The 25,816-nt window shown below is 70.0% G+C and carries 14 protein-coding genes, 1 tRNA gene and 2 rRNA genes; 4 read left to right on the top strand and 13 right to left on the bottom strand.

Going from position 1 to position 25,816, the window contains the following annotated elements:
* Positions 1 to 112: 112 nt before the first annotated feature.
* From CLM62_RS16970 to CLM62_RS16960, 3 genes are all read left to right on the top strand, one after another.
* Complete coding sequence (locus CLM62_RS16970; protein ID WP_095750713.1) at positions 113 to 5,227, top strand: ATP-dependent helicase; 5,115 nt, start codon at positions 113 to 115, stop codon at positions 5,225 to 5,227.
* Positions 5,228 to 5,271: 44 nt separating this feature from the next.
* Entirely contained in the window at positions 5,272 to 6,108 is an 837-nt protein-coding gene (locus CLM62_RS16965) for an Fpg/Nei family DNA glycosylase (protein WP_095750712.1), read from the top strand.
* 106 nt (positions 6,109 to 6,214) lie between these two features.
* Positions 6,215 to 6,979 (top strand): SDR family NAD(P)-dependent oxidoreductase, encoded by a 765-nt coding sequence (locus CLM62_RS16960; RefSeq protein ID WP_095750711.1) that lies wholly within the window; start codon positions 6,215 to 6,217, stop codon positions 6,977 to 6,979.
* On the opposite strand, the gene CLM62_RS51555 is transcribed toward CLM62_RS16960, so the two are convergent.
* The 9 genes from CLM62_RS51555 to CLM62_RS16915 form a co-directional block, all read right to left on the bottom strand.
* Entirely contained in the window at positions 6,927 to 7,214 is a 288-nt protein-coding gene (locus CLM62_RS51555; RefSeq protein WP_095750710.1) for a hypothetical protein, read from the bottom strand. The genes CLM62_RS16960 and CLM62_RS51555 overlap by 53 nt on opposite strands.
* A gap of 363 nt (positions 7,215 to 7,577) precedes the next feature.
* On the bottom strand, positions 7,578 to 7,958 hold the full coding sequence (locus tag CLM62_RS16950) for a helix-turn-helix domain-containing protein (RefSeq protein ID WP_003993396.1): 381 nt from the start codon (positions 7,956 to 7,958) through the stop codon (positions 7,578 to 7,580).
* 109 nt (positions 7,959 to 8,067) lie between these two features.
* Positions 8,068 to 8,625 carry a CinA family protein gene (locus tag CLM62_RS16945; protein WP_095750709.1) on the bottom strand — a complete coding sequence of 186 codons (558 nt, stop codon included), beginning with the start codon at positions 8,623 to 8,625 and terminating at the stop codon, positions 8,068 to 8,070.
* The gene (pgsA, locus tag CLM62_RS16940; RefSeq protein WP_095750708.1) at positions 8,622 to 9,395 is read right to left on the bottom strand and encodes a CDP-diacylglycerol--glycerol-3-phosphate 3-phosphatidyltransferase; all 774 of its coding nucleotides are present in this window, start codon (positions 9,393 to 9,395) and stop codon (positions 8,622 to 8,624) included. The genes CLM62_RS16945 and pgsA overlap by 4 nt, the downstream gene beginning before the upstream one ends.
* On the bottom strand, positions 9,392 to 10,864 hold the full coding sequence (gene rimO, locus CLM62_RS16935) for a 30S ribosomal protein S12 methylthiotransferase RimO (protein WP_095750707.1): 1,473 nt from the start codon (positions 10,862 to 10,864) through the stop codon (positions 9,392 to 9,394). The genes pgsA and rimO overlap by 4 nt, the downstream gene beginning before the upstream one ends.
* A 92-nt stretch (positions 10,865 to 10,956) precedes the next feature.
* Positions 10,957 to 11,796, bottom strand: coding sequence for a helix-turn-helix domain-containing protein (locus tag CLM62_RS16930; protein ID WP_095750706.1), 840 nt, complete (start codon positions 11,794 to 11,796; stop codon positions 10,957 to 10,959).
* A 234-nt stretch (positions 11,797 to 12,030) separates the two neighbouring features.
* On the bottom strand, positions 12,031 to 14,748 hold the full coding sequence (locus CLM62_RS16925) for a DNA translocase FtsK (protein ID WP_095750705.1): 2,718 nt from the start codon (positions 14,746 to 14,748) through the stop codon (positions 12,031 to 12,033).
* Positions 14,749 to 14,906: 158 nt separating this feature from the next.
* On the bottom strand, positions 14,907 to 15,587 hold the full coding sequence (locus CLM62_RS16920) for a two-component system response regulator (RefSeq protein ID WP_095750704.1): 681 nt from the start codon (positions 15,585 to 15,587) through the stop codon (positions 14,907 to 14,909).
* A 318-nt stretch (positions 15,588 to 15,905) separates the two neighbouring features.
* On the bottom strand, positions 15,906 to 21,380 hold the full coding sequence (locus CLM62_RS16915; protein ID WP_095750703.1) for a HAMP domain-containing protein: 5,475 nt from the start codon (positions 21,378 to 21,380) through the stop codon (positions 15,906 to 15,908).
* Positions 21,381 to 21,755: 375 nt separating this feature from the next.
* Between CLM62_RS16915 and CLM62_RS16905 the strand changes: the two genes are divergently transcribed.
* Positions 21,756 to 24,509 carry a SpoIIE family protein phosphatase gene (locus tag CLM62_RS16905; protein WP_095750702.1) on the top strand — a complete coding sequence of 918 codons (2,754 nt, stop codon included), beginning with the start codon at positions 21,756 to 21,758 and terminating at the stop codon, positions 24,507 to 24,509.
* 58 nt (positions 24,510 to 24,567) lie between these two features.
* On the opposite strand, the gene CLM62_RS16900 is transcribed toward CLM62_RS16905, so the two are convergent.
* The 4 genes from CLM62_RS16900 to CLM62_RS50765 all read right to left on the bottom strand — a co-directional run.
* A tRNA-Thr gene (locus CLM62_RS16900) sits at positions 24,568 to 24,643 on the bottom strand.
* Positions 24,644 to 24,727: 84 nt separating this feature from the next.
* On the bottom strand, positions 24,728 to 25,390 hold the full coding sequence (locus CLM62_RS16895; protein ID WP_095750894.1) for a DegT/DnrJ/EryC1/StrS family aminotransferase: 663 nt from the start codon (positions 25,388 to 25,390) through the stop codon (positions 24,728 to 24,730).
* A gap of 113 nt (positions 25,391 to 25,503) precedes the next feature.
* A 5S ribosomal RNA gene (rrf, locus tag CLM62_RS16890) occupies positions 25,504 to 25,620 on the bottom strand.
* Positions 25,621 to 25,711: 91 nt separating this feature from the next.
* Positions 25,712 to 25,816: ribosomal RNA gene (locus tag CLM62_RS50765) — 23S ribosomal RNA — on the bottom strand; the annotation flags it as partial.

Here is a 25,816-nt window from a genome sequence, read left to right as displayed (position 1 = left end):
CACCCGCAGGCACCCGCCGCACCCTCCCCAACCGCCGGAGACCCCCGCAGGGCACCCCGCCCCGACCGCCGGAGGCAGAGGCATTGTCAGTGCCCGGGTGCAGGATGGACGCATGGCCAGCTCCACACACCGAGCCCTCGACACCTTCTCCCCCGCGACCCGCCGCTGGTTCACGGGGGCCTTCTCCGCGCCCACCGCAGCCCAGGCAGGCGCCTGGCAGGCCATCGCCGAGGGCTCGGACGTCCTGGTGGTAGCCCCGACCGGCTCCGGCAAGACCCTGGCCGCCTTCCTGGCCGCCCTGGACCAGCTCGCCTCGACACCCCCACCCGCCGACCCCAAGAAGCGCTGCCGCGTCCTGTACGTCTCCCCGCTCAAGGCCCTCGCCGTAGACGTGGAACGCAACCTCCGCAGCCCCCTGACCGGTATCCGCCAGGAATCCGTACGTATGGGCCTGCCCGAACCGGAGGTCAAGGTGGGCATCCGCTCCGGCGACACCCCCGCCGCGGAGCGCCGCGCCCTGTCCACCCGCCCCCCGGACATCCTGATCACCACCCCGGAGTCCCTGTTCCTGATGCTGACGTCGGCCACACGCGACGCGCTGACCGGCATCGACACGGTGATCCTCGACGAAGTGCACGCGGTCGCCGGCACCAAGCGCGGCGCCCACCTCGCCCTCTCCCTGGAGCGCCTGGACGAGCTCCTCCCCAAGCCGGCCCGCCGCATCGGCCTGTCGGCCACGGTCCGCCCGGTCGACGAGGTCGCCCGCTACCTCTCCCCCCGCCGAAAGGTGGAGATCGTCCAGCCGAAGTCCGGCAAGGAGTTCGACCTCTCCGTCGTCGTCCCGGTCGAGGACCTGGGTGAACTGGGCGGCTCCCCGGTGGCCGAAGCCACCGACGGCGCGGAACGCCCGTCGATCTGGCCGCACGTCGAGGAGCGGATCACCGACCTGGTCCAGGCTCACCGCTCGACGATCGTGTTCGCCAACTCCCGCCGCCTCGCGGAGCGCCTCTGCAACCGCCTGAACGAGATCGCGTACGAGCGAGCCACCGGCGAGACCCTGGACGAACACCACGCCCCCGCCGAACTCATGGGCGGCTCCGGCGCGGCCCAGGGCGCGCCCCCGGTCATCGCCCGCGCCCACCACGGCTCGGTGTCGAAGGAACAGCGCGCCCTCGTCGAAGAAGACCTCAAGGCAGGCCGCCTCCCCGCCGTGGTCGCCACCTCCAGTCTCGAACTCGGCATCGACATGGGCGCGGTGGACCTGGTCGTCCAGGTCGAGTCCCCGCCCTCCGTGGCCTCCGGCCTCCAGCGCGTCGGACGCGCGGGACACCAGGTCGGAGCCGTCTCCACCGGCGTGGTCTTCCCGAAGTACCGCGGTGACCTGGTGCAGGCGGCCGTCGTCACCGAACGCATGCGCACCGGCGCCATCGAGTCCCTGAAGGTCCCCGCGAACCCCCTGGACGTCCTGGCCCAGCAGCTCGTCGCCATGACGGCGATGGACACCTGGCAGCTGGACGACCTGCTCGCCATGGTCCGCCGAGCCGCCCCCTTCGCCTCGCTCCCCGAGTCCGCCTTCACGGCGGTCCTCGACATGCTCGCCGGCCGCTACCCGTCCGACGCCTTCGCGGAACTGCGACCGCGCGTGGTCTGGGACCGAGTCGCCGGCACGATCACCGGCCGTCCCGGCGCCCAGCGCCTCGCCGTCACCTCCGGCGGCACGATCCCCGACCGTGGCCTCTTCGGGGTCTTCCTCGCCGGTTCCGACCCCAAGAAGGGCGGCGGCCGGGTGGGCGAACTCGACGAGGAGATGGTCTACGAGTCCCGAGTCGGCGACGTCTTCACCCTCGGCACCAGCTCCTGGCGCATCGAGGACATCACCCGCGACCGCGTCCTGGTCTCCCCCGCCCCGGGCGTCCCGGGCAGGCTCCCCTTCTGGAAGGGCGACCAGCTCGGCCGCCCGCTGGAACTGGGCCGCGCGGTGGGCGCGTTCCTGCGCGAGGTCGGATCCCTCACCAAGGAGGACGCCCGCCTCCGCCTCCTCGCCGCGGGCCTGGACGCCTGGGCCGCGGACAACGTCCTGTCCTACCTCGACGAGCAGCGGGAGGCCTGCGGCCACGTCCCCGACGACCGCACGATCGTCGTGGAGCGCTTCCGCGACGAACTGGGCGACTGGCGGGTCGTCGTGCACTCCCCCTTCGGCGCCCAGGTCCATGCCCCCTGGGCCTTGGCGCTCGGCGCCAAGCTGTCCGAGCGGTACGGCATGGACGCCCAGGTGATGCACGCCGACGACGGCATCGTCCTACGGCTGCCCGACGCCGACCTGATGGGCCTGGACCTGCTCGACCAGGAACCGACAAAGCTCGGCACGGAGTACGACGCGGACCAGGCCCCCGTCGGCGCGGCCGACGTCGTCTTCGACAAGGGCGAGGTCGACCAGGTCGTCACCGACCAGGTCGGCAGCTCGGCCCTCTTCGCGTCCCGCTTCCGCGAATGCGCCGCCCGCGCGCTGCTGCTGCCGCGCCGCAACCCCGGCAAGCGCACCCCGCTGTGGCAACAGCGTCAGCGTGCCTCCCAACTTCTCCAGGTGGCCAGCGAGTTCGGCTCGTTCCCGATCGTCCTGGAGGCGGTCCGCGAGTGCCTCCAGGACGTCTTCGACGTGCCCGGCCTGGTCGAGCTGATGGGCGACCTGGAGTCCCGCAAGGTGCGCCTCGTCGAGGTCACCACCCCCGAGCCCTCCCCCTTCGCCCGCTCCCTCCTCTTCGGGTACGTCGCTCAGTTCCTGTACGAGGGAGACTCACCGCTCGCCGAGCGCCGCGCCGCCGCCCTCTCCCTGGACTCGCGGCTGCTGTCCGAGCTGCTCGGCCAGGCGGAGCTGCGCGAACTGCTCGACGCCGAGGTACTGACCGAGCTGGAGCGGGAGCTCCAGTGGCTCACCGAGGACCGGCGCGTCAAGGACGTCGAAGGCGTCGCCGACCTGCTGCGACTGCTCGGCCCGCTCACCGCCGCCGAGCTGGCCGAGCGGGGCGCCGAGCCGCAGTGGTCTCAGGAGCTGGCCTCCGCCCGCCGTGCGATCCGGGTCCGCATCGCCGGCACCGACCACTGGGCGGCGATCGAGGACGCGGGCCGCCTGCGCGACGCGCTCGGCACGGCGCTGCCGGTCGGCGTCCCCGAAGCCTTCATGGAGCCCGTCAAAGACCCGCTCGGCGACCTCCTCGCGCGCTACGCCCGCACCCACGGCCCGTTCACCTCGGCCACGGCGGCCGCCCGCTTCGGCCTGGGCGTGGCGGTCACCGACGGCGCCCTCCAGCGGCTCGCGGCTACGGGAAGGGTCGTACAGGGCGAGTTCCACCCGGCCGGGATCGGTCAGGAGTGGTGTGACGCGGCCGTGCTCCGCCGCCTCCGCCGCCGCTCCCTCGCCGCCTTGCGGCATGAACTGGAACCGGTTCCTCCGCCCGCGCTCGCCCAGTTCCTCCCCCAGTGGCAGCACATCGGCAAGGGACACGGGCTGCGCGGCATCGACGGACTGGTGCGTGCCGTCGAACAGCTGCAGGGCGCGTCCGTGCCCGCGTCCGCCCTGGAGAAGCTGGTCCTGCCGTCCCGCGTCGCGAACTACACACCGGCGATGCTCGACGAGCTCACGGCGGCCGGCGAGATCGTGTGGGCCGGCGCCGGGGCGCTCCCCGGCAAGGACGGCTGGGTCTCCCTGTACGTGGCGGACGCCGCGCCCCTGCTCCTGCCCCCTCCCCACCCCCTCGAGCTGACGGCGCTCCACCAGTCCGTCCTGGACACCCTCTCGGGGGGCTACGGCCTGTTCTTCCGCCAGATCGCCGACCAGGTCCGCGCCACCACCCACCCCGACGTCACCGATCCCCAACTGGCCGACGCCGTCTGGGACCTGGCCTGGTCCGGACGGCTCACGAACGACACGCTCGCGCCCATGCGTTCCCTCCTCGGCTCGGGCCGCACCGCGGGTTCCACCGCCCACCGCGCCAAGCGCACGATCCCGCGCGGACGCTACGGCTCCCTCACGGCCGCCGCCCGCCCCGCCTCCCGCACCGGCCCGCCGACCGTCGCCGGCCGCTGGTCCCTGCTCCCGGAGCTGGAAGCGGACCCCACCGTGCGCGCTCACGCACTGGCCCGCGTCCTGCTCGACCGGCACGGCGTAGTGACCCGGGGAGCCGTCTCGGCGGAGGGCGTCGAGGGCGGCTTCTCGGCGACGTACCGCGTCCTGTCCGCCTTCGAGGACAGCGGACAGGCACGACGCGGCTATGTGGTCGAGGGCCTCGGCGCTGCCCAGTTCGCGATGGACGGCGCGGTCGATCGCCTCCGCGCGGTGGCCAACGCCCGCGACCGGGGCGAAGCGCTGCCCGCCCCGCCCCACAGCGACGGCACATCGGACGCTTTCGGCCCACCCACGGCCCCGTCGCCGTACGGCTTCGGTGCATTCCCGGACTCGTCACCGCACGACCTCGGCGCATCCCCGGACCCGTCACCGCACGACCTCGGCGCATCCCCGGACCCGTCACCGCACGCCCCACCCACGACCTCTGCACCGCACGACGTCGACTCCCCCGACGCCCTCGCAGCCGACGCTGCGGACCCGTCAGACGGCCACGCCGACGAGACCGGTCCCGGCCACCCCGACGAGACCGCCCCCGGCTTCGGCGCCCTCGGCTTCGGTGACGACTGGCCCCCCTTCCCCGCCCCCACCACGCGGAGCGAATGGACCTCACCCCGCGACTTCGCCCAGCCCCAGCCGACCGGCCCCGGCCATGCCCCAGGCGGCTCTCCGTACGGCCCCACCGTCCCCGGCCGCCGTACCCGCCCCGCCCCCGACTCCCGAGCCGTGGTCCTCGCCGCCGCCGACCCCGCGAACGCGTACGGCGCGGCCCTCCCGTGGCCGGAGCCCCCGACCGGCGCCGGCCACAAGCCGGGTCGCAAGGCCGGCTCCCTGGTGGTTCTCGTCGACGGCGAGCTGACGCTCTACATGGAGCGGGGCGGCAAGACCCTGCTGGCCTGGCCTTCCGCTCCCGACGGCACGGCCACCGAGGACCCACGCCTGCAAGCGGCGGCGGAGGCCCTCGCCGCTGCCGCCAAGGCCGGCTCCCTCGGCACGGTCACGGTGGAGCGCGTCAACGGAGCCTCGGCCCTCACCTCCCCCATCGGCACCCTCCTGGAAGGAGCGGGCTTCATAGCGACACCTCGCGGCCTGCGGCTTCGGGCATGACCGCCCCGACGTCACCGCCGCCCGTGGCATGCCACCCTTGACCCATGCCCGAAGGAGACACGGTCTGGCAGGCCGCGAGGCGCCTGCACGGCGCCCTCGCGGGCAAGGTGCTGACCCGAAGCGATTTCCGAGTGCCCCGGTACGCCACGGCCGACCTCACGGGCCGCACCGTCCTGGACGTGATTCCGCGCGGCAAGCACCTCCTCACCCGCATCGAGGGCGGCCTGACCCTTCACTCGCACCTGCGGATGGAGGGCTCCTGGAAGGTGTACGCCCATCACCAGCGCTGGACCGGCGGCCCGACCCACCAGATCCGCGCGATCCTCGGCACCACCGACCGCACGGCCGTCGGTTACCGCCTCCCCGTACTCGAACTCCTGCGCACCACCGACGAACACCGCGCCGTCGGTCACCTCGGCCCCGACCTCCTGGGCCCGGACTGGGACCCGGACCGGGCCCTGGCCAACCTTCTCGCCGACCCCGCCCGCCCCCTCGGCGAAGCCCTGCTCGACCAGCGCAACCTCGCCGGCATCGGCAATGTCTACAAGAGCGAGCTCTGCTTCCTTCTCGGCGCAACCCCCTGGCTGCCCGTCGGCGCCCTCCCCACCGACCGCGCGGCACAACTGCCCGCGCTCGCCAAGAAGCTCCTGGAAACGAACCGCGACCGCCCGATCCGCAGTACGACGGGCCGCCGAGGCCAGGACTTGTTCGTGTACGGCCGCGCACCCCGCCCCTGCCTGCGCTGCCACACGCCCGTCCGCGCGGCCGACCAGGGCGACGGCTCCCGCGAGCGCCCCACGTACTGGTGCCCGAACTGTCAGAAGGGTCCGGCACCACACACAGCCCCGCCCCACAGAACCCCACGCCGTACGACCGGTTGACCGCAGATCACCACATTGCACATGCAGCCGGCCCCTACTCCACACGGTACGACTAATCGACGACTAGCAATTGACGACCCGTCAGAAACGCTCGTACCGTCCCTTCATGCCCGTCAAGGCGTACGACCTCACCGGCCGCACCGCGTTCGTCACCGGCGCCGCCGGCGGCATCGGCCGTGCCTCGGCCGTCCTGCTCGCCGAGGCGGGCGCCACCGTGCACTGCGCGGACCTGGACGCACCGGGCCTCGACGAGACGGCGAGGACCATCAAGGACGCCGGCGGCACCGCCTACACCCATCACCTGGACGTCACCGACCGCGAACAGATCCGCCGGGCCGTGGCCTCCTGCGAGCGCCTCGACGTGATGGCCGCGATCGCCGGGATCATGCACAGCAGCCCGGTCCTGGAGACCCGCGACGAGGACCTCGACCGGGTACTGGCCGTCAACTTCAAGGGAGTGCTCTACGCCTGCCAGGAGGCCGCCCGGCTGATGCTCGCGCAGCAGATCAGGGGCAGCATCGTCACCATGGCCTCCGGCGCCGTGGACACCGGCGGCCCCGGCCTGCTCTGCTACGGCGCGGCCAAGGCGGCCGTCGTCCAGCTGACGAAGACGCTGGCCGGGGAGGTCGGCCGGCACGGCATCCGGGTCAACGCGGTCGCGCCGGGCTGGATCCGTACCCCCATGACCGACCGCCACGACACCGAGGCACAGGCGCACACGGAGGCGCGGATGTCCCGGATGTCGCCCCTGGGCCGGGTCGGCGAACCGGAGGAGGTCGCCCAAACCGTCCTCTACCTGGCCTGTGACGCCTCGTCCTTCACGACGGGGCAGATCCTGCGTCCGAACGGCGGTGTGGCGATGCCGTGGTAGCCCGGGCCGCCCTCCAGGCGAGCGCCCACCGCTCCGCACCGACCGCTCCTACGGCCCGTGCCTTGGGCACACAGTGCACCGGCAGCAGACTCAGCCCCCATCCCCCGGCCGCGACGGCCCCCTCCAGCGCCCCGGCGTCGGGTGACACCGCGAGCCGCACCACGGCCCACCACCACAGCGCACCGAGCCCCACGACCGCGCCCCAGGCCCCCCAGCGCACTATCGGCCGTGCCATGGACCCACCTCCAGCCCGACGCTAGACCGCCCTGCTCACCCACGGGGAGGGCGCACCGGCGGCACACGGTCGCACCAGTGGGTCCGCGCGGCTTCCAAACAACCGCGCCGAACCGAAAAACTACGGCCCCGCCTCTCCACGATGCACGAAAGCCCCAAACGGCGCTTCCCCACGAAGCACCAGAACCCCCAGCCGCCACCTCCCCAAGACCCACCAGGACCCCCAGCCGGCCCCCACAACGCACGAAAGCCCCAACCAGCGCCTCCCAAGATCACCTGTATCCAGATCATCCGGAGAGCCCCCGGCGGGGCCCCGCACACTTCCTCAGCGCAGCGTCAGCTCACGCTCACACCCGCGTGAACCTCACGCGGCGACCACGTCCACCGCTTCGGCGGGCGCCTTGATCGTCACCCGTTCCGGTGGCACACCGGTCACCGATACGGAACCCAGCATGGGGCGAACGGGCGTGGGCACAGGCTCGCTGGGGGTGGCAGCAGCAGACTGGGCCAGCTCGGCGAGGGCGAGCTCGTCGCTCACTTCCCGCATGAGCTCGGACATCCGTACGTCCAGCGCGTCGCAGATGGCGGAGAGCAGCTCGGAGGAAGCCTCCTTCTGCCCCCGCTCCACCTCGGAGAGATAGCCGAGTGAGACTCGGGCGGACGAGGAGACTTCGCGCAGAGTACGGCCCTGGCGCTGGCGCTGCCGACGCAGCACGTCACCCAGCAGGCGACGGAGCAGAATCATCGGTGGCTCCCTCCTCGGACCGCGTAGCCGCATCCATTACGCCCCACCGTACCGCCTTGCGCCGCGGCCGTGCGGGGAGCGATGTCGTGTTCACTCAGGGCTGCAAACATCAAAACCCCCCGTTCCGTTCCGTATCCTGTGCCCGCTCATTCCCAGTCTGTTCGCTCGCAAGCCCCTCCAGGAGCAGTGCGAGTACGCTCCGTACACTCTCCATACGAATGTCCGCACGGTCGCCGTTCAACCGCAGAGCGGTCACTTTCCCGCCACCGGGCACCGCCGGAGTCGCTGCCGACGGCCCGTCGACGGCCACGAACACCGTCCCGACGGGCTTGCCGTCCTGCGGTTCCGGACCGGCGACGCCAGTCGTCGCGATGCCCCAGTCGGCACCGAGCGCCTTGCGCGCTCCGGCCGCCATCTGGGCCGCGACCTGCGGATCCACCGCCCCGCGCTCCGCCAGCAGGGTGGCGTCGACGTCCAGCAACTCGTGCTTCAGCTCGGTGGCATAGGCGGTGACCGAACCCCGGAACACCTTGGACGCCCCGGGGACCGCTGTGATTTCCGCCGCAACCAGTCCGCCCGTGAGCGACTCGGCGACGGCGAGCGTCTCACCCTTCACCTTGAGTAGTCGCACCACTTCTACGGCCGTTTCGGCGGCCGGGGAACTCACGCTTCCGTCTCCTCCAACGCGGCCCTGCGCTCGGCGATTCCCCGCCGGCGCAACACAATGGCCTGTCTCACATAATCGAGTCCGGTCACGACGGTCAGCACGACCGCCGCCGCCATCACCCAGAACCTCAGGGTGGCCAGCCACCCCGTCAGCGCCAGGATGTACATCCCCACGGCCACGCCCTGCGTGAGCGTCTTGAGCTTGCCGCCTCGGCTCGCGGGAATGACGCCGTACCGGATGACCAGGAAACGCAGCAGCGTGATCCCGAGTTCCCGGCCGAGGATGACGCCCGTCACCCACCACGGCAGATCACCGAGCGCCGACAGACAGATCAGCGCCGCCCCCATGATCGCTTTGTCGGCGATGGGGTCGGCGATCTTCCCGAAGTCGGTGACGAGGTTGTACGTCCGCGCCAGATGCCCGTCGAAGAGGTCGGTGATCATGGCGATGGCGAAGGCCGCCCAGGCGAGCGAGCGCCACGCCGGGTCGTATCCGCCGTCGGCCAGCATCAGCGCGACGAAGCCGGGCACGAGGAGCAGCCGGAGCATGGTCAGCAGATTGGCGATGTTCCAGACGCTGGCCTGGTTGACGGCGGCTGCCGCCAGCTTCCCACTACGAGCGGACTTGGTCCCCTCCGACGGGGCAGACGAGGCAGATGAGGCACCGGACGCCCCCTTCCCGCCGGACGGCGCGGGGACGGAGGCAGCAGGGCCGGCCGCACGCTTCGCACCGGAGGGGCCACCCGCCGCCGATGCCGGTACTCCGGTCATCTGCCCGCCTCCTCACTACACGCGAGCGAACCCTGCAGCGGCTCGGCCACCAGGTCGACACCTTCCGTACCGACCACCTTCGCCTCGACCATACGACCGACGCTCAGCCCCTCGCCGCTCGTGAGCAGCACCTGGCCGTCCGTCTCCGGAGCCTGGTGCGCCCCGCGGCCGTACGCGCCCTCGGCGGAGTCCACGGACTCGACCAGCACCTGAAGCGTTTCACCGAGCCGCTCCTCGGCCCGCTGCGAGACGAGTTCCTCAGCCAGCCGGGAGACATGTGCCAACCGCTCGGCGACGACGTCCTCGTCCAGCTTGTTGTCGTACGTCGCCGCTTCCGTGCCCTCCTCGTCGGAGTACCCGAAGACGCCGATGGCGTCCAGCCGCGCGCCGTTCAGGAACCTCTCCAGCTCGGCCAGGTCGTCCTCGGACTCACCGGGGAAGCCCACGATGAAGTTGGAGCGCACGCCGGCCTGGGGCGCCTTGTTCCGGATGGTGTCGAGCAGCTCCAGGAAGCGGTCGGTGTCGCCGAAGCGGCGCATCGCCCGCAGCACGCCGGGGGCGGAGTGCTGGAAGGACAGGTCGAAGTAGGGCGCGACCTTGGGCGTGGACGTCAGCACGTCGATCAGTCCGGGCCGCATCTCGGCCGGCTGGAGGTAGCTGACGCGCACCCGCTCGATGCCGTCGACCTCCGCGAGCTCGGGCAGCAGCGACTCCAGCAGACGGATGTCGCCCAGGTCCTTGCCGTACGACGTGTTGTTCTCGGAGACCAGCATGATCTCCTTGACGCCCTGTTCGGCCAGCCACCGCGTCTCGTTCAGCACATCGCTCGGGCGGCGCGAGATGAAGGAGCCGCGGAAGGACGGGATGGCGCAGAAGGAGCAGCGCCGGTCGCAACCGGAGGCCAGCTTCACCGAGGCGACCGGGGCGCCGTCGAGGCGGCGGCGCAGGGGTGCACGGGGGCCGGACACCGGAGCCACGCCCTCCGGCAGGTCGGACGGGGCACCGTGCCCGGGGAGGGCGACGTCGGACGCCGACTGACGCTCGGCAGGGCTGATGGGCAGCAGCTTGCGCCGGTCGCGCGGGGTGTGAGCGGCGTGGATGCCGCCGTTCAGGATGGTCTGCAGGCGGTCGGAGATGTCGGTGTAGTCGTCGAAGCCGAGTACGCCGTCGGCCTCGGGGAGGGCCTCGGCGAGCTCCTTGCCGTACCGCTCGGCCATGCAGCCCACCGCCACGACGGCCTGGGTTCTGCCGTGCCCCTTGAGATCATTGGCCTCGAGGAGGGCGTCGACGGAGTCCTTCTTGGCGGCGTCGACGAATCCGCAGGTGTTGACGACGGCGACGTCGGCGTCCTCGGCGTCCTTCACGAGCTGCCAGCCGTCCGCCTCCAAACGGCCTGCGAGCTCCTCCGAGTCCACCTCGTTGCGGGCGCAGCCAAGAGTGACGAGTGCGACGGTACGGCGTTCAGGCATGGGCTCAAGACTACTTCGTCCCGCTGACACCCCACGTCGACGGGGTTGGCCGATCTTGGCCAACCCCGTACCCACTCACCCGAAGAAGCCGCTTATCCGACCTGCGGATCGCCCTTCGTGTAGGTCAGCCGCTCCACGGCCCCGGGCCGGAAGTCGTCCTCGATCTTCTTGCCGTTCACATACAGGTCGATCGCCCCGGCGTCGCCGAGGACCAGGTTGATCTTCTCGCTGTCCTGGAAGGTCTTGGTCTCGCCCTCCTTGAGCAGCCCGTCGAACAGCCGCATGCCGTTGTGGTCCTTGACGGAGATCCAGCTCTTTCCGTCGGCTGCGCGGATCTGGACGGTCACCTTGTCCTGGGGAGCGGCGGCGATGGCACTGTCCGACGGCTCCGGCTCCGGGTCCTCGGGCTTGTCGTTCTTGGGCGTGGGCGAGGGGGACTTGGGCGCGGGCTTGGAGCCCTCCGCGACCTGTGTCTTGGCCTCGGAGTCGCCGTCGCCGCCCTTGAACGCGGTGAACCCGACGAAGCCGACCACGGCGACGATCGCGGCGACCATGGCAGCGGTCCAGTTGGGCCCCCGCCGCTCCGGACGGATGCGCTCCGCCTCGAACAGGGGCGCGGCCGGCGTCGGAGCCGGACGGCCGCCGTGATCGGCGTCGTACTGGGCGAGCAGCGGACCGGGATCGAGGTGGACGGCCTTGGCCAGAGTCCGGATGTGACCGCGGGCGTAGACGTCTCCGCCGCACGGACCGAAGTCGTCCGCCTCGATGGCGTGCACGATGGGGAGGCGAACTCGGGTGGCGGAACTGACATCGTCGACAGTCAGCCCGGCCGCGATGCGCGCCTGCTGGAGGGCACGGCCGATCGAAGGGCGGGCATCCTCACGATCGTCTTCGAACGGACGCTCGTCTTCAGGGGAGTTGCCGATGGACACGGGGGCGCCTTTCGAGCGTTTAAGCCACCTGTGCTGGAGGTTCAGTCTAGGGGGGGTGCGAAAGGGTGGGGCAACCGGGCGGTGGGACTTTGTACGCCATCGGAATGGCCGGACACGCCGATGGTGGAGCACATGCTTTGCGCTTCCCTCAACTTGACGTACGCCGAAGGGAAACGGTTGCTCAATGATCCCTTACGAGAGGGTCACGATCGAGCACCGGCCTTGGGACTCTCTTTATGACTCCCCGCGTATTACCGCGAGCACGCCGTCCAGCTCGTCAGGTTTCACAAGAACATCACGGGCCTTGGACCCCTCGCTGGGTCCGACGATCCCCCGGGACTCCATGAGGTCCATCAGCCGCCCGGCCTTGGCGAACCCGACCCGCAGCTTGCGCTGCAGCATGGACGTCGACCCGAACTGCGTGGAGACGACCAGCTCGGCCGCCTGGCACAGCAGGTCGAGGTCGTCGCCGATGTCCTCGTCGATCTCCTTCTTCTGCTTTGTGCCCACGGTGACGTCGTCCCGGAAGACGGGCGCCATCTGGTCCTTGCAGTGCTGGACCACCACCGCGACCTCTTCCTCGGTCACGAAGGCGCCCTGCATACGGGTGGGCTTGTTCGCGCCCATCGGCAGGAAGAGCCCGTCACCCTTGCCGATCAGCTTCTCGGCACCGGGCTGGTCGAGGATGACCCGCGAGTCGGCGAGCGAGGAGGTGGCGAAGGCGAGCCGCGAGGGCACGTTCGCCTTGATCAGGCCGGTGACGACGTCCACGGACGGCCGCTGCGTGGCGAGCACCAGATGGATGCCGGCCGCGCGCGCGAGCTGCGTGATGCGCACGATCGAGTCCTCGACATCGCGCGGGGCGACCATCATCAGGTCGGCGAGCTCGTCGACGATCACCAGCAGGTAGGGGTACGGCTGGAGCTCGCGCTCACTGCCCTCCGGCGCCGTCACCTTGCCGTTCCGCACGGCTTCGTTGAAGTCGTCGATGTGCCGGTAGCCGTACGCCGCCAGGTCGTCGTAGCGCAGATCCATCTCCCGTACGACCCACTGCAGCGCTTCGGCGGCCCGCTTCGGGTTGGTGATGATCGGCGTGATCAGGTGCGGGATGCCCTCGTACGCGGTCAGCTCGACGCGCTTGGGGTCGACGAGGACCATGCGGACGTCCTCCGGGGTCGCCCGCATCATGACCGAGGTGATCAGGCAGTTGATGCAGGACGACTTACCGGAACCGGTCGCACCGGCGACGAGCACATGCGGCATCTTCGCCATGTTCGCCATCACGTAGCCGCCCTCGACGTCCTTGCCGAGCGCCACCAGCATCGGGTGGTCGTCTTCGGCGGCGGCCGCGAGACGCAGTACGTCACCGAGGTTGACCATCTCCCGGTCGGTGTTCGGGATCTCGATGCCGACCGCCGACTTGCCGGGGATCGGGCTGATGATCCGTACGTCCGGGCTGGCGACGGCGTACGCGATGTTCTTGGTCAGCGCGGTGATCCGCTCGACCTTCACGGCGGGGCCGAGCTCGACCTCGTAGCGCGTGACCGTCGGCCCGCGCGTGAAGCCGGTGACGCGGGCGTCGACCTTGAACTCGGTGAAGACGTTGGTGAGCGAGGCGACGATGGCGTCGTTGGCGGCGCTGCGCGTCTTGCCGGGGCCTCCGCGCTCCAGGAGGTCGAGGGAGGGCAGCGCGTACGTGATGTCGCCGGAGAGCTGGAGCTGTTCGGCGCGCGCCGGCAGCTCGCGGGGCACTTCAGGGGCGGCCTTGGTGAGGTCCGCGACCCCCGTGTCCAGCTTCTCCTGCTTGGGGCGCGCGGCAGGGACAGGCGCCGGAGTGGGCGTCGGCGTCGGAGTCGTCTCCTGGCGGTCCCCCACGCTCACGCCCTGGGTGAGGTCGGCGACCACCGGCGAGGGCGGCATGCCGTGCATGACGGCACCGTCGAGCGCGGCAGCGGCGGCCGCTGCGACGTCCACAGCGTCCATGGGGCGGTCCATGGCGGGCTGCGGCACAGCGGAGCGCCTGGGGCGCCCACGACGCCGTGAGAGGGCCTCCTGCTCCGCGCTGTCGGGGTCGTACGCCTCGGAGGCCGTACGACGTCTGCCGGGGCGCGCGGGCAGCGCCTCGCGCCACTGGTCGTCGTACCTCTCGTCGTCCTCACCGAGCTCGTCCTCGGCCGGGTCGTGCACGATGCCCAGCTTCACGCCGAGCAGCCGCAGCCGCTGCGGGATTGCGTTGACCGGGGTGGCCGTGACCACCAGCAGCCCGAAGATCGTCAGCAGCACGAGCAGCGGTACGGCGAGGACCTCGCCCATGGTGTACGTCAGCGGGGTGGCCGCGCCCCAGCCGATGAGGCCGCCGGCGTCCCTTATCGCCTGCATGCCGTCGCCGCGGGCGGGCGAGCCGCAGGCGATGTGAACCTGACCCAGCACGCCGATGACGAGCGCGGACAGGCCGATCACGATGCGGCCGTTGGCCTCGGGCTGCTCGGGGTGGCGGATGAAGCGCACGGCGATGACCGCGAGCAGTATCGGCACGAGCAGGTCGAGCCGGCCGAAGGCGCCGGTCACGATGATCTCGACGAGGTCGCCGACGGGGCCGCGCAGGTTCGACCAGGTGCCGGCGGCGACGATCAGCCCGAGGCCGAGCAGCAGCAGCGCGATGCCGTCCTTGCGGTGGGCCGGGTCGAGGTTCTTCGCGCCCTGCCCTATGCCGCGGAACACCGCGCCGACGGCGTGCGCGATCCCGAGCCAGACGGCGCGCACCAGCCGGTAGATGCCCCCGGTCGGGCTGGGCGCCGGCTTCGGTGGCGCGGCTTTCTTCGCCGCGGCCTTCTTGGCGGGCGCCTTCTTCGCCGGGACTTTCTTCGCAGCGGCGGCCTTCTTCGCCGGAGCCTTCGCGGAGGCAGCCTTCTTCGCGGGCTGCTTCTTGGCTGCGGAGGGACGTGAGGCCATAGGTGTGAGGTTACCGGTGGAGACGACAGCGGACACGTGTGCCGGGTGCTTCACCCGTTCGTGTCGCTCTCGGAAAGGCGCCGAGTTGACGCATGCTCACGCACACAACCCTGTCTGAGCCCTGGCACGATCGCACGCTATGACGCCTGCGGCACAGGTCAGTTCTGCGACGGCACCGAAGGAGAGCTCCCCGTGCCCGGCTCCAAAGCGTCCAGCGCCCGCCGCAGCCCCGTGAGTTTGCGTTCGAGATGGGCCGCCGTGGCCACCGCCGCCGCGTCCGCCGACTCGTCGTCCAGCTGCTTGGACAGCGCCTCGGCCTGCTCCTCGACCGCCGCGAGCCGCGCCGACAGCTCGGCCAGCAACCCCGCGGGCTCCTTCGTCTCCCCGGCAGCCGCCTTGCCGCCGCCCTCCAACTGGAGCCGCAGCAGCGCCGCCTGCTCGCGCAGCTGGCAGTTCTTCATGTACAGCTCGACGAAGACGGAGACCTTCGCGCGCAGCACCCAGGGGTCGAAGGGCTTGGAGATGTAGTCCACCGCGCCCGCCGCGTAGCCCCGGAACGTGTGATGCGGTCCGTGGTTGATCGCGGTGAGGAAGATGATCGGGATGTCCCGCGTGCGTTCTCGCCGCTTGATGTGCGCGGCCGTTTCGAAACCGTCCATGCCCGGCATCTGGACGTCCAGCAGAATGACCGCGAAGTCGTCCGTGAGCAGTGCTTTGAGCGCTTCCTCCCCGGACGATGCCCGCACCAGCGTCTGATCGAGCGCAGAGAGGATGGCCTCCAGCGCCAGCAGATTCTCCGGCCGGTCATCGACCAGGAGGATCTTGGCCTTCTGCACCATGGCCCGCCCTCCTCGCCCCGGCGTGGGGCCTCCCCTGTCCGCAGGACTTGGGGTGACGCCGGTGGGCGCCGCCCCAGGGGACGACTCCCTTGCGTCGCCCGTCCTTGTGCCGGTCATCGTAGCCGCACCCCGCCCGTCGCCACACCCTGTCACCGCGATGTCACTGTGCACGTAGCAGAAACGCGACGGGAGACCAGAAGGTTCCCCGGTTCCCGTACTTCTACACGACCTCGGCCACCCCGAGTCGGCAACACCGGGCGCCCTCCGAAGGTTCCCGCCACATGGTCACGAAGCCCGAACAAAGCCCGACCCTTCCCGTCACTCGCCGCGCATCCACTGCTCCATCACCGACAGCAGGTGATCGGGATCGACCGGCTTGGTCACGTAGTCGGAGGCGCCCGACTCGATCGCCTTCTCGCGGTCGCCCTTCATCGCCTTAGCGGTCAGCGCGATGATCGGCAGCCCGGCGAACTGCGGCATCCTGCGGATCGCCGTGGTCGTCGCGTATCCGTCCATCTCGGGCATCATGATGTCCATCAGGACGACCGCGACGTCGTCGTGCTGCTCCAGGACCTCGATGCCCTCACGGCCGTTCTCCGCGTACAGCACGGACAGTCCGTGCTGTTCGAGGACGCTGGTGAGGGCGAAGACGTTACGGATGTCGTCGTCGACGATCAGCACTTTCTCCCCGCCGAAGCGGATGCCCCGGCGGGACTTCGACGCCGTCTGCTGCTCCGCGGGGGCCGGCCACTGCTCGGCCTGCGCGGGGCGCTGTTCGATCTCCGGCATGGGCCTGCGGCGGCGCCGGAAGAGCGCGGCGGCGCCGTTCTGCGTCTCCTGGTACGACTTCACCTCGGCCGGCGTCTCCGCCTCGGGCAGCTCGGGCAGACCCGAGGCGGACACCATCAGGTCCCCGGCCTCCAGAGGGGGTGGCACCAGCTGCTGATAGCCCTGCGGCGGCAGTTCGCTCGGATGCAGCGGCAGATACAGCGTGAACGTCGATCCACGTCCCGGCTCGCTCTGCGCGTGGATCTCACCGCCGAGCAGCTGTGCGATCTCCCTCGAGATCGACAGTCCCAGGCCCGTACCGCCGTACTTGCGGCTCGTCGTGCCGTCCGCCTGCTTGAACGCCTCGAAGATCACTCGCATCTTGCTGGCCGCGATGCCGATGCCGGTGTCGGTCACGGAGAACGCGATCAGGTCGGCGTCCGGGTCGCGCAGCGAACCCGTCTCCAGCAGCTGCTCGCGGATCGCCATCGGCACGTCCTTGCCGGCGGGCCGGATGACCAGCTCGACGGCCCCGGAGTCGGTGAACTTCACCGCGTTGGACAGCAGGTTGCGCAGCACCTGAAGCAGCCGCTGTTCGTCGGTGTGCAGGGTGGCCGGCAACTCCGGCGACACCCGTACGGACAGATCCAGGCCCTTCTCCGCAGTCAGCGGGCGGAAGGTGGCCTCCACGTAGTCGACGAGCTGGACGAGCGCGATACGCGTCGGGGAGACGTCCATCTTGCCCGCCTCGACCTTCGACAGGTCCAGGATGTCGTTGATCAGCTGGAGCAGGTCGGAACCGGCCCCGTGGATCGTCTCCGCGAACTCGACCTGCTTCGGGGAGAGGTTCCCCTCGGCGTTGTCGGCGAGCAACTTGGCCAGGATCAGCAGCGAGTTGAGCGGCGTACGCAACTCGTGCGACATGTTGGCCAAGAACTCGCTCTTGTAGCGCATGGACACGGCGAGCTGCTCGGCGCGCTCCTCCAGGACCTGCCGCGCTTCCTCGATCTCGGTGTTCTTCACCTCGATGTCGCGATTCTGCTGGGCCAGCAGCTCGGCCTTCTCCTCCAGTTCGGCGTTGGACGCCTGGAGGGCCTTCTGCCGGTTCTCCAACTCCTCCGACCGCTCCCTCAGTTGCTCGGTCAGCTCCTGCGACTGCCTCAGCAGCACCTCGGTCTTGGTGTTGACGGAGATGGTGTTGACGCTGGTCGCGATCATCTCGGCGATCTGGTTGAGGAAGTCCTTCTGGATCTGCGTGAAGGGCGTGAACGACGCCAGCTCGATGACACCGAGCACCTTGCCCTCGAACAGCACCGGAAGGACGATCACCTGCGCGGGGGGCGCCTCCCCGAGCCCGGAGGAGATCTTCAGATAGCCGCTGGGCGCGTTCTCCACCAGGATCGTGCGCTTCTCCATGGCGGCCGTCCCGATCAGTCCCTCCCCCGGCCGGAACGAGGTCGGCATGGAACCCATCGAATAGGCGTACGACCCCAGCATCCGCAGCTCGTACTGGTCCTCGCCCTCGGCGTTCATGTCCTTGCCGTCGACCAGGGGCATCGCCAGGAAGAACGCGCCGTGCTGCGCGGACACCACCGGCGTCAGCTCGCTCATGATGAGGGAGGCCACGTCCTCCAGGTCGCGCCGGCCCTGCATCAGCGCGGAGATGCGGGCCAGGTTGCCCTTGAGCCAGTCCTGCTCCTTGTTGGCGATCGTGGTGTCGCGCAGGTTGGCGATCATCTTGTTGATGTAGTCCTGAAGTTCCTGGATCTCGCCGGAGGCGTCCACATCGATCTTCAGGTTGAGGTCGCCGCGGGTCACCGCGGTCGCCACGCGCGCGATGGCACGCACCTGCCGGGTCAGGTTCCCCGCCATCTCGTTCACGGACTCGGTGAGGTCGCGCCAGGTGCCGTCGACGTCACGCACGCGTGCCTGTCCGCCGAGCTGGCCCTCCGTACCCACCTCGCGGGCGACTCGGGTGACCTCCTCGGCGAAGGACGACAGCTGGTCGACCATCGTGTTGATCGTCGTCTTGAGCTCGAGAATCTCGCCGCGAGCGTCAATGTCGATCTTCTTGGTCAAGTCGCCCTTGGCGATCGCCGTGGTCACCATGGCGATGTTGCGCACCTGACCGGTCAGGTTGGACGCCATCTGGTTCACGGACTCGGTGAGGTCCTTCCACGTGCCGGCCACACCCGGCACGCGTGCCTGCCCGCCGAGGATGCCGTCCGTGCCCACCTCACGGGCCACCTTGGTGACCTGGTCGGCGAACGAACTCAGCGTCTTCACCATGGTGTTGAAGGTGTCGGCGAGCTGCGCGACCTCGCCACGCGCCTCGATCGTCACCGTCCTGGTCAGGTCGCCGTTGGCCACGGCGGACGCGACCTGGGAGATGTTCCGCACCTGCATGGTCAGGTTGTTGGCCATCAGGTTCACGTTGTCGCTGAGGTCCTTCCAGATCCCCACGACACCGGGCACATGGGCCTGGCCGCCCAGGATGCCCTCGGTGCCGACCTCGCGGGCCACCCGGGTCACCTGCTCGGCGAAGGACGACAGCTGGTCCACCATCGTGTTGACGGTGCTGACGAGTTCGAGGATCTCGCCCTTCGCGTCGACGGTGATTTTCTTCGACAGGTCACCCTTGGCGACCGCGGTCGTGACCTCGGCGATGTTGCGCACCTGGATGGTCAGGTTGTTCGCCATGAAGTTCACGGACTGTGTGAGGTCCTTCCAGGTGCCGGAGACACCCTGCACCTCGGCCTGACCGCCGAGGATGCCCTCGGTGCCCACCTCGCGCGCCACCCGGGTCACCTGGTCGGCGAAGGACGACAGCTGGTCCACCATCGTGTTGAGGGTGTTCTTCAGCTCCAGGATCTCCCCGCGCGCGTCCACGTCGATCTTCTGCGACAGGTCACCCCGCGCCACCGCCGTCGCGACCTGCGCGATGTTGCGCACCTGGGCGGTGAGGTTGCCCGCCATGCCGTTCACGGAGTCGGTCAGGTCACGCCACACACCGGCGACACCGGGCACCTGGGCCTGGCCGCCCAGCCGGCCCTCCGTACCCACCTCGCGGGCCACCCGGGTCACCTGGTCGGCGAACGCGGAGAGCTGGTCCACCATCGTGTTGAGGGTGTTCTTCAGCTCCAGGATCTCCCCGCGCGCGTCCACGTCGATCTTCTGCGACAGGTCACCCCGCGCCACCGCCGTGGTCACCTGGGCGATCTGCCGCACCTGCGAGGTGAGGTTGCCCGCCATGAAGTTGACGGAGTCGGTGAGCTCCTTCCATGTGCCGGAGACGCCATCCACGCGGGCCTGACCGCCCAGCCGGCCCTCGGTACCCACGTCCCGGGCCACACGCGTGACCTCGGCACCGAACGCGGAGAGCTGGTCCACCATCGTGTTCACGGTGTTCTTCAGCTGGAGCATCTCGCCGGACACGTCGACGGTGACCTTCTGCGACAGGTCGCCGTTGGCCACAGCCGTCGTCACCTGGGCGATGTTCCTCACCTGTCCGGTGAGGTTGCGGAACGCGGTGTTGACGGAGTCCGTCAGGTCCTTCCACGTACCGGCCGCACCGGGCACCTGCGCCTGGCCGCCCAGTTCACCCTCGACGCCGATCTCCCGGGCCACGCGGGTGACCTCGGCACCGAACGCGGACAGCTGGTCCACCATCCCGTTGACGGTGTTCTTCAGCTCCAGCATCTCGCCAGCCACGTCCACCGTGACCTTCTGCGACAGGTCACCACTGGCCACGGCCGTCGTCACCTGGGCGATGTCCCGCACCTGAATGGTGAGGTTCCGGAAGACCGTGTTGACGGAATCCGTCAGGTCCTTCCACGTCCCCGCCGCTCCGGGCACGTTCGCCTGCCCGCCGAGCCGTCCCTCGGCGCCGACCTCGTTGGCCACGCGCGTGACCTCGTCGGCGAAGGTCCGCAGTGTCTCGGTCATCTGGTTGATCGTGTCGGCGAGCTGCGCGACCTCGCCGCGCGCGGACACCGTCACCTTCTGCGACAGGTCACCGCTGGCGACCGCGGTCGTCACCTGGGAGATCCCGCGCACCTGGGCCGTCAGGTTGCCGGCCATGAGATTCACCGAATCGGTGAGGTCTTTCCACACACCGGCCACACCGGGCACCTGCGCCTGGCCGCCCAGCTCGCCCTCGACGCCGACCTCGCGCGCGACGCGGGTCACCTCGGAGGAGAACGACGACAGCTGGTCCACCATCGTGTTGACGGTGTTCTTCAGCTCCAGCATCTCGCCTTCGACATGAACTGTGACCTTCCGGGACAAGTCACCCTTGGCGACCGCCGTGGTCACGAGCGCGATGTCCCGCACCTGGGCCGTAAGCCGGTACGCCATCGTGTTGACGGACTCGGTCAGGTCCTTCCACGAACCGGACATACCGCGCACCCGGGCCTGTCCGCCCAACTTGCCCTCGGTACCGACCTCGCTGGCCACGCGCGTGACCTCGTCGGTGAACGTCGACAGCTGGTCGACCAGGTTGTTGACGGTCCGCCCGACCTTCAGGAACTCCCCGCGCAGCGGATGCCCCGCCCCCTCCGGCGTCTGCGTCCGCAGCTCCATACGCGGCGACAGATCGCCCTCGGCCACCGCGGACAACACCCGGCTGACCTCGGAGACGGGCCGTACGAGGTCGTCCACAAGCGCGTTCGAGTTGTCGATGGCGGCCGCCCACGAGCCCTCCGATGCGCCCGTTTCCAGACGTTCTGTGAGCTTTCCCTCACGTCCCACCATGCGCCGCACCCGCGCGAGCTCACCCGTCAGATGGAGATTACGGTCCGCCACCTCATTGAAAACGGCAGCAATCTCCGACATCACGCCGTCCCCGGACACCGTGAGCCGCTTCCGGAAGTTCCCGTCGCGCATCGCCACGAGAGCCACCAGCAGTCGGTTCAAGGCAGCCGTATCCACCGCGGTGGTCCCGCCACGCGTCTTGCGCTGGTTACTCGGGGACGGCCCGCCTTTCGCGCGCGTCTTAGTGCCCCGCGTCGCTGCGCCAGACTCCACTGTGTCCCTCCCGCAGGGGTCGACCGTTACTGCTGTGTCGGGTACTACTGCTCGGCGTACCAGTTACTACTGCGTATTCCTGCTCGCTATATCAGGCCGCACGAGGGGGCTGCTGCCCACCGCGTGCAAACCACACTCAGCCTGCCAGTACCTTCACCAGAAGCTTGCCCAGTGTTTCACCCTGCCTGAACCAGGCCATAACAGTTCGGCAGCTTCGCACATCGTCCGCACACCCTCCGGACGGAAACACTGCAGACCGGCATCCGCATGGACGGGGAAGGTAAGTAACCTTGCATGCGGCTGTCCAGCCGCGCCGGTCCGTCCGGCCTGGGCGGTGGCACGAGAACGAGCGGGCATCGGAGGGCGGCCGCACACATGACCACCGGACTGATCCCCGGGGGACAGCCCCCGGACCCCCGGCCGACGGGTGGCCTGCCGCAACAGCGGCACGAGCCCGTCGGCCAGGCAGCCCTGCACGTCGACAACCGGTCGAGGAGTTCTGTGATCACCGCGCGCGCGGCCGCCAGCTTCGAGCCCGTCGGGCGATCGGTCGCGAGCGCCCGCTCCTTCGTCCGCGACACCCTCCAGGGCTGGGGCTTCGCCGACATCGTCGACGACGCCGTCGTCCTCACGAGCGAACTGGTGACCAACGCCGTGGTGCACGCGGGCACATCCGCCGACGTGTTGTGCCTACGGAGTGACGACGGCGTACGGATCGAGGTGGCCGACCGGTATCCGGAGCGCGAAATCCCCCTCCAGGGTCAGGCCGTCAACATGGGCAGCCCCGACCGCGAGGGCGGCCGCGGCCTCCAGCTCTGCGCGGCCCTCGCCGGCCGTTGGGGCGTCGAGTACACGCCCACGCACAAGCAGGTCTGGTTCCAACTCGCACTCCCCGAGCGCCCGGTGGGCACCCGCGCCGCGGGCCCGTCCCTGCCGGCCGACCTCCTCCCGCTCGCTGACGGCCGCGTCCGCGTCGCGGTCGTCCAGATCGACCGTACGGGCGCCATCACCTCCTGGAACGAGGACGGCGAGGAACTCTTCGGCTACGCGGCCGAACAGGTCATCGGCAAGCCGCTGACCGACCTCGCGGCCTGGCCGCACACCCCCGGCACCAGCACCGGCATCGCCGAGGCCCTGCAACTCTCGCGCTGGGAGGGCAGCTACGGCATCAGGGGCGCCAACGGCCGCATCACCTCCGTGTACGCCTCCCACCTCCGCGTCCGCGACACGGCCGGCGAGCCCTCCACCGTCTGCCTCCTCGTCCGCGACCACGAACGGGCCGTGCTGCAGACCCCGTTGCGCGTCCCCGCCTCCGACACGAACACCGGGTCCGACGGCCAGAACGCCGACCCGTTCGAGGTGTTCATCGGCTCCCCGGCCCCGGACGACCTCGACGGCCTCCTCCAGCGCACGGTGGAACGCGCCCGCGACATGCTCGACGGCGACTCCGCCTTCCTGCTCCTCGCGACCGACGACGAAACGGAGTTGGAGGTCCGCGCCTCCACAGGCCTGCCCTCCGCCCGCCAGCGCTTCGCGCGCGTCCCCGTCGAGGCGGGCCCCGGCCGCTACGGCTCGGCTCGCATGCCCGCCGTCCACGACGACCTCACGGCCGTACCAGGCGCCGTACCGCTGCTGAGCGGCACCGGCATGCGCTCGGTCGTCACGGTCCCCCTGAAGGTCGAGGGCCGCCTCACGGGCTCCCTGGGCGTGGCGGCCGAGGCCCCCGGCAGATACTCGAACGAAGAGGCCCTCCGCCTCCAATTCGCCGCCGACCGCATCGCCTTGGCCGTGGAGTCCGCCCGCCTCGGCGAACTCGAACGCCTGCGCCGAGGCTCCCTGAGCTTCCTCGTCGAGGCCTCCGACCTCCTGGCAGGCACCCTCGACCGCGACCAGACCCTCGCTCTGATGGCCCAGATGACGGTCCCGTCCCTGGCCACCTGGTGCGCGGTCTACACGATCGCGGACCAGGCCTCGGATCCGTACCTGTCGTACGTCCTGCACGAGGACGAGGAACTGATCGACGGCATCAAGTCCCTCCTCTCCAAGATCGCCCCGCCGGACCCGGTCCCCACCCCCGGCGCCCGCGTCTGGTCCGCCCCGGGCGAGGCCGCCCACCAGGCGGCCCTGCGCAGCTCCATGCGCAGCCTCGGCCTCAGCGGCGGACCCACCCGCCAGCTGGCGTCGGGCATCGGCCCGACCCTCGCCACGGCCTCGGCAGTGGGCGGCGAGACAGTGGTCCTCCCCCTGGTGGCCCGCAACCGCGTCATCGGCATGCTGACCCTCGGCAAGCCCACGGACGAACACTTCCGCCAGGAAATCCTGGAGTTGGCGGAGGACCTTTCGCGCAGGGCCGCCCTCGCCCTGCACAACGCCCGCCTCTACTCCGAGCGCACTGCGATCAGCCAGTCCCTCCAGCGCAGCCTCCTGCCGCCCGAGCTCCCCGAGATCGACGGCGTGGAGGTCGAGGTCATCTACCGCGCGGCCGGCGAGGGCAACGAGGTCGGCGGCGACTTCTACGACCTCTTCCCGATCCGCGACGGTGCCTACGGCTTCGCCATCGGCGACGTCTGCGGCACGGGCCCGAACGCGGCGGCGGTCACGGGCCTGGCCCGCCACGCCCTGAGGTTGCTCGCTCGCGAGGGCCTGAGCGGCCCTGCGGTCCTGGAGCGCCTGAACTCCGCGATCCTCGATGAGGGCGCCCGCAGCCGCTTCCTGACGCTCCTCTACGGTGAGTTGTGGCCACAGGAGGACGGCAGCGCCCAGCTGAAGGTGGTCTGCGCCGGCCACCCCCTCCCGCTCCGCCTGCGCCAGGACGGTACGGTCGAGCCGGCCGCCGAACCCCAGCCGCTCCTCGGCGTCATGGACGACCTGGAGCTGTACGAGCAGACGGTCACCCTCGATCCGGGCGACGTCCTCCTGTGTGTCACGGACGGCGTCACCGAGCGCCGCGAAGGCACCCGCATGTTGGGCGACGACGGCCTCGCCGACGTCCTGACGACCTGCACGGGCCTGACGGCGGGCGCCGTCGCGGCCCGCATCATGCGCGCGGTGGAGCGTTTCGCGCAGGACGCCCCGTCCGACGACATGGCGATCCTGGCGATGCGCGTCCCCGGCCTCCACTTGGACTGACCGAGCCCCGGAGAGCATGCCAAAGGCCCCCACCCGGAAGGGCGAGGGCCTTTTGTCGTGGAGCCCCCAAACGGAATCGAACCGTTGACCTTCTCCTTACCATGGAGACGCTCTGCCGACTGAGCTATAGGGGCCTGTCACCTTTTCGCGGTCTCCCGCGCGGTTGACGGGATAGATCATACACACAGTTCGCGTGTGCTCCGAACCGGAGCTATTCCCTAGAAGGCCGGCTGCAGCAGGCCCCCGAGCGCATTGCACGCACCGACGATCCGCTGCATGTCCCGCTTCGTCAACGAGGCCTCCACGGGCAGCGCCAACGTCTCGTCGGCGGCCCTCTCGGTCTCCGGCAGCGCCACACACCGCCGGTACTCCGGCAGCCGATGCACAGGCGTCTTCACCGGCACCCGGCACTCGACGCCCCTGGCCCCCACGGCCCGGGCGAAGGCATCCCGATCCGGCCGCCCGTTCCCCGGGACCCGCACGACGTACTGCTGATAGGTGTGCCCGTCACCTCCATCAGGCGTGCGCACACCCCTCAACTTCGTATCGAGATAGCTGGCCCGCTGCCTCCGCTGAGCAACCTCGTCGTACGGCGCCTCGGACTCCCCCTGCTGGAGCACAAGAAGCCCGTGCCGCTCCCCGACCCCGAGCAGCCGCACCATGTCGGCCGGCCGCCCGAATCGATGTACGACAACTACAGCCGCCGTCCGCGGAGTTACGGCCGCCTCGACAGCGGACGCGTCAAGGCAATAGGTCACCGGATCTATGTCGGCGAACACCGGAAGCGCCCCCGCCAGGACCACGGCCTCGGCGACTTCCGCGTTCCCGAAGGCCGGTACGACAACTTCGTCACCGATGCCGACGCCGGCGGCCCTGAGCATTGCAGCAGTACCCATACGGGGATCGTGGTTGCGCAACGTGAACTTCAAGTGACGCAGAACAAAAAAGGGCTGGACCCGGAACCGAAGTTCCGGGTCCAGCCCTCTGAATAATTGTTCGGCGGCGTCCTACTCTCCCACAGGGTCCCCCCTGCAGTACCATCGGCGCTGTAAGGCTTAGCTTCCGGGTTCGGAATGTAACCGGGCGTTTCCCTCACGCTATAACCACCGAAACACTATGAAACTGTGAACGCCGCACCACACCCTGAACCGGGTACGGGGCTGTTCGTGGTTTCAGAACCAACACAGTGGACGCGAGCAACTGGGGACAAGCCCTCGGCCTATTAGTACCGGTCAACTCCACACCTTGCGGTGCTTCCATATCCGGCCTATCAACCCAGTCGTCTACTGGGAGCCTTAACCCCTCAT

The sequence above is a fragment of the Streptomyces sp. SA15 genome (assembly GCF_002291145.1).
Classification (GTDB): Bacteria; Actinomycetota; Actinomycetes; order Streptomycetales; family Streptomycetaceae; genus Streptomyces.
Note: the sequence above shows the minus strand (reverse complement) of the source record. Positions and strands in the feature narration are given on the sequence as shown.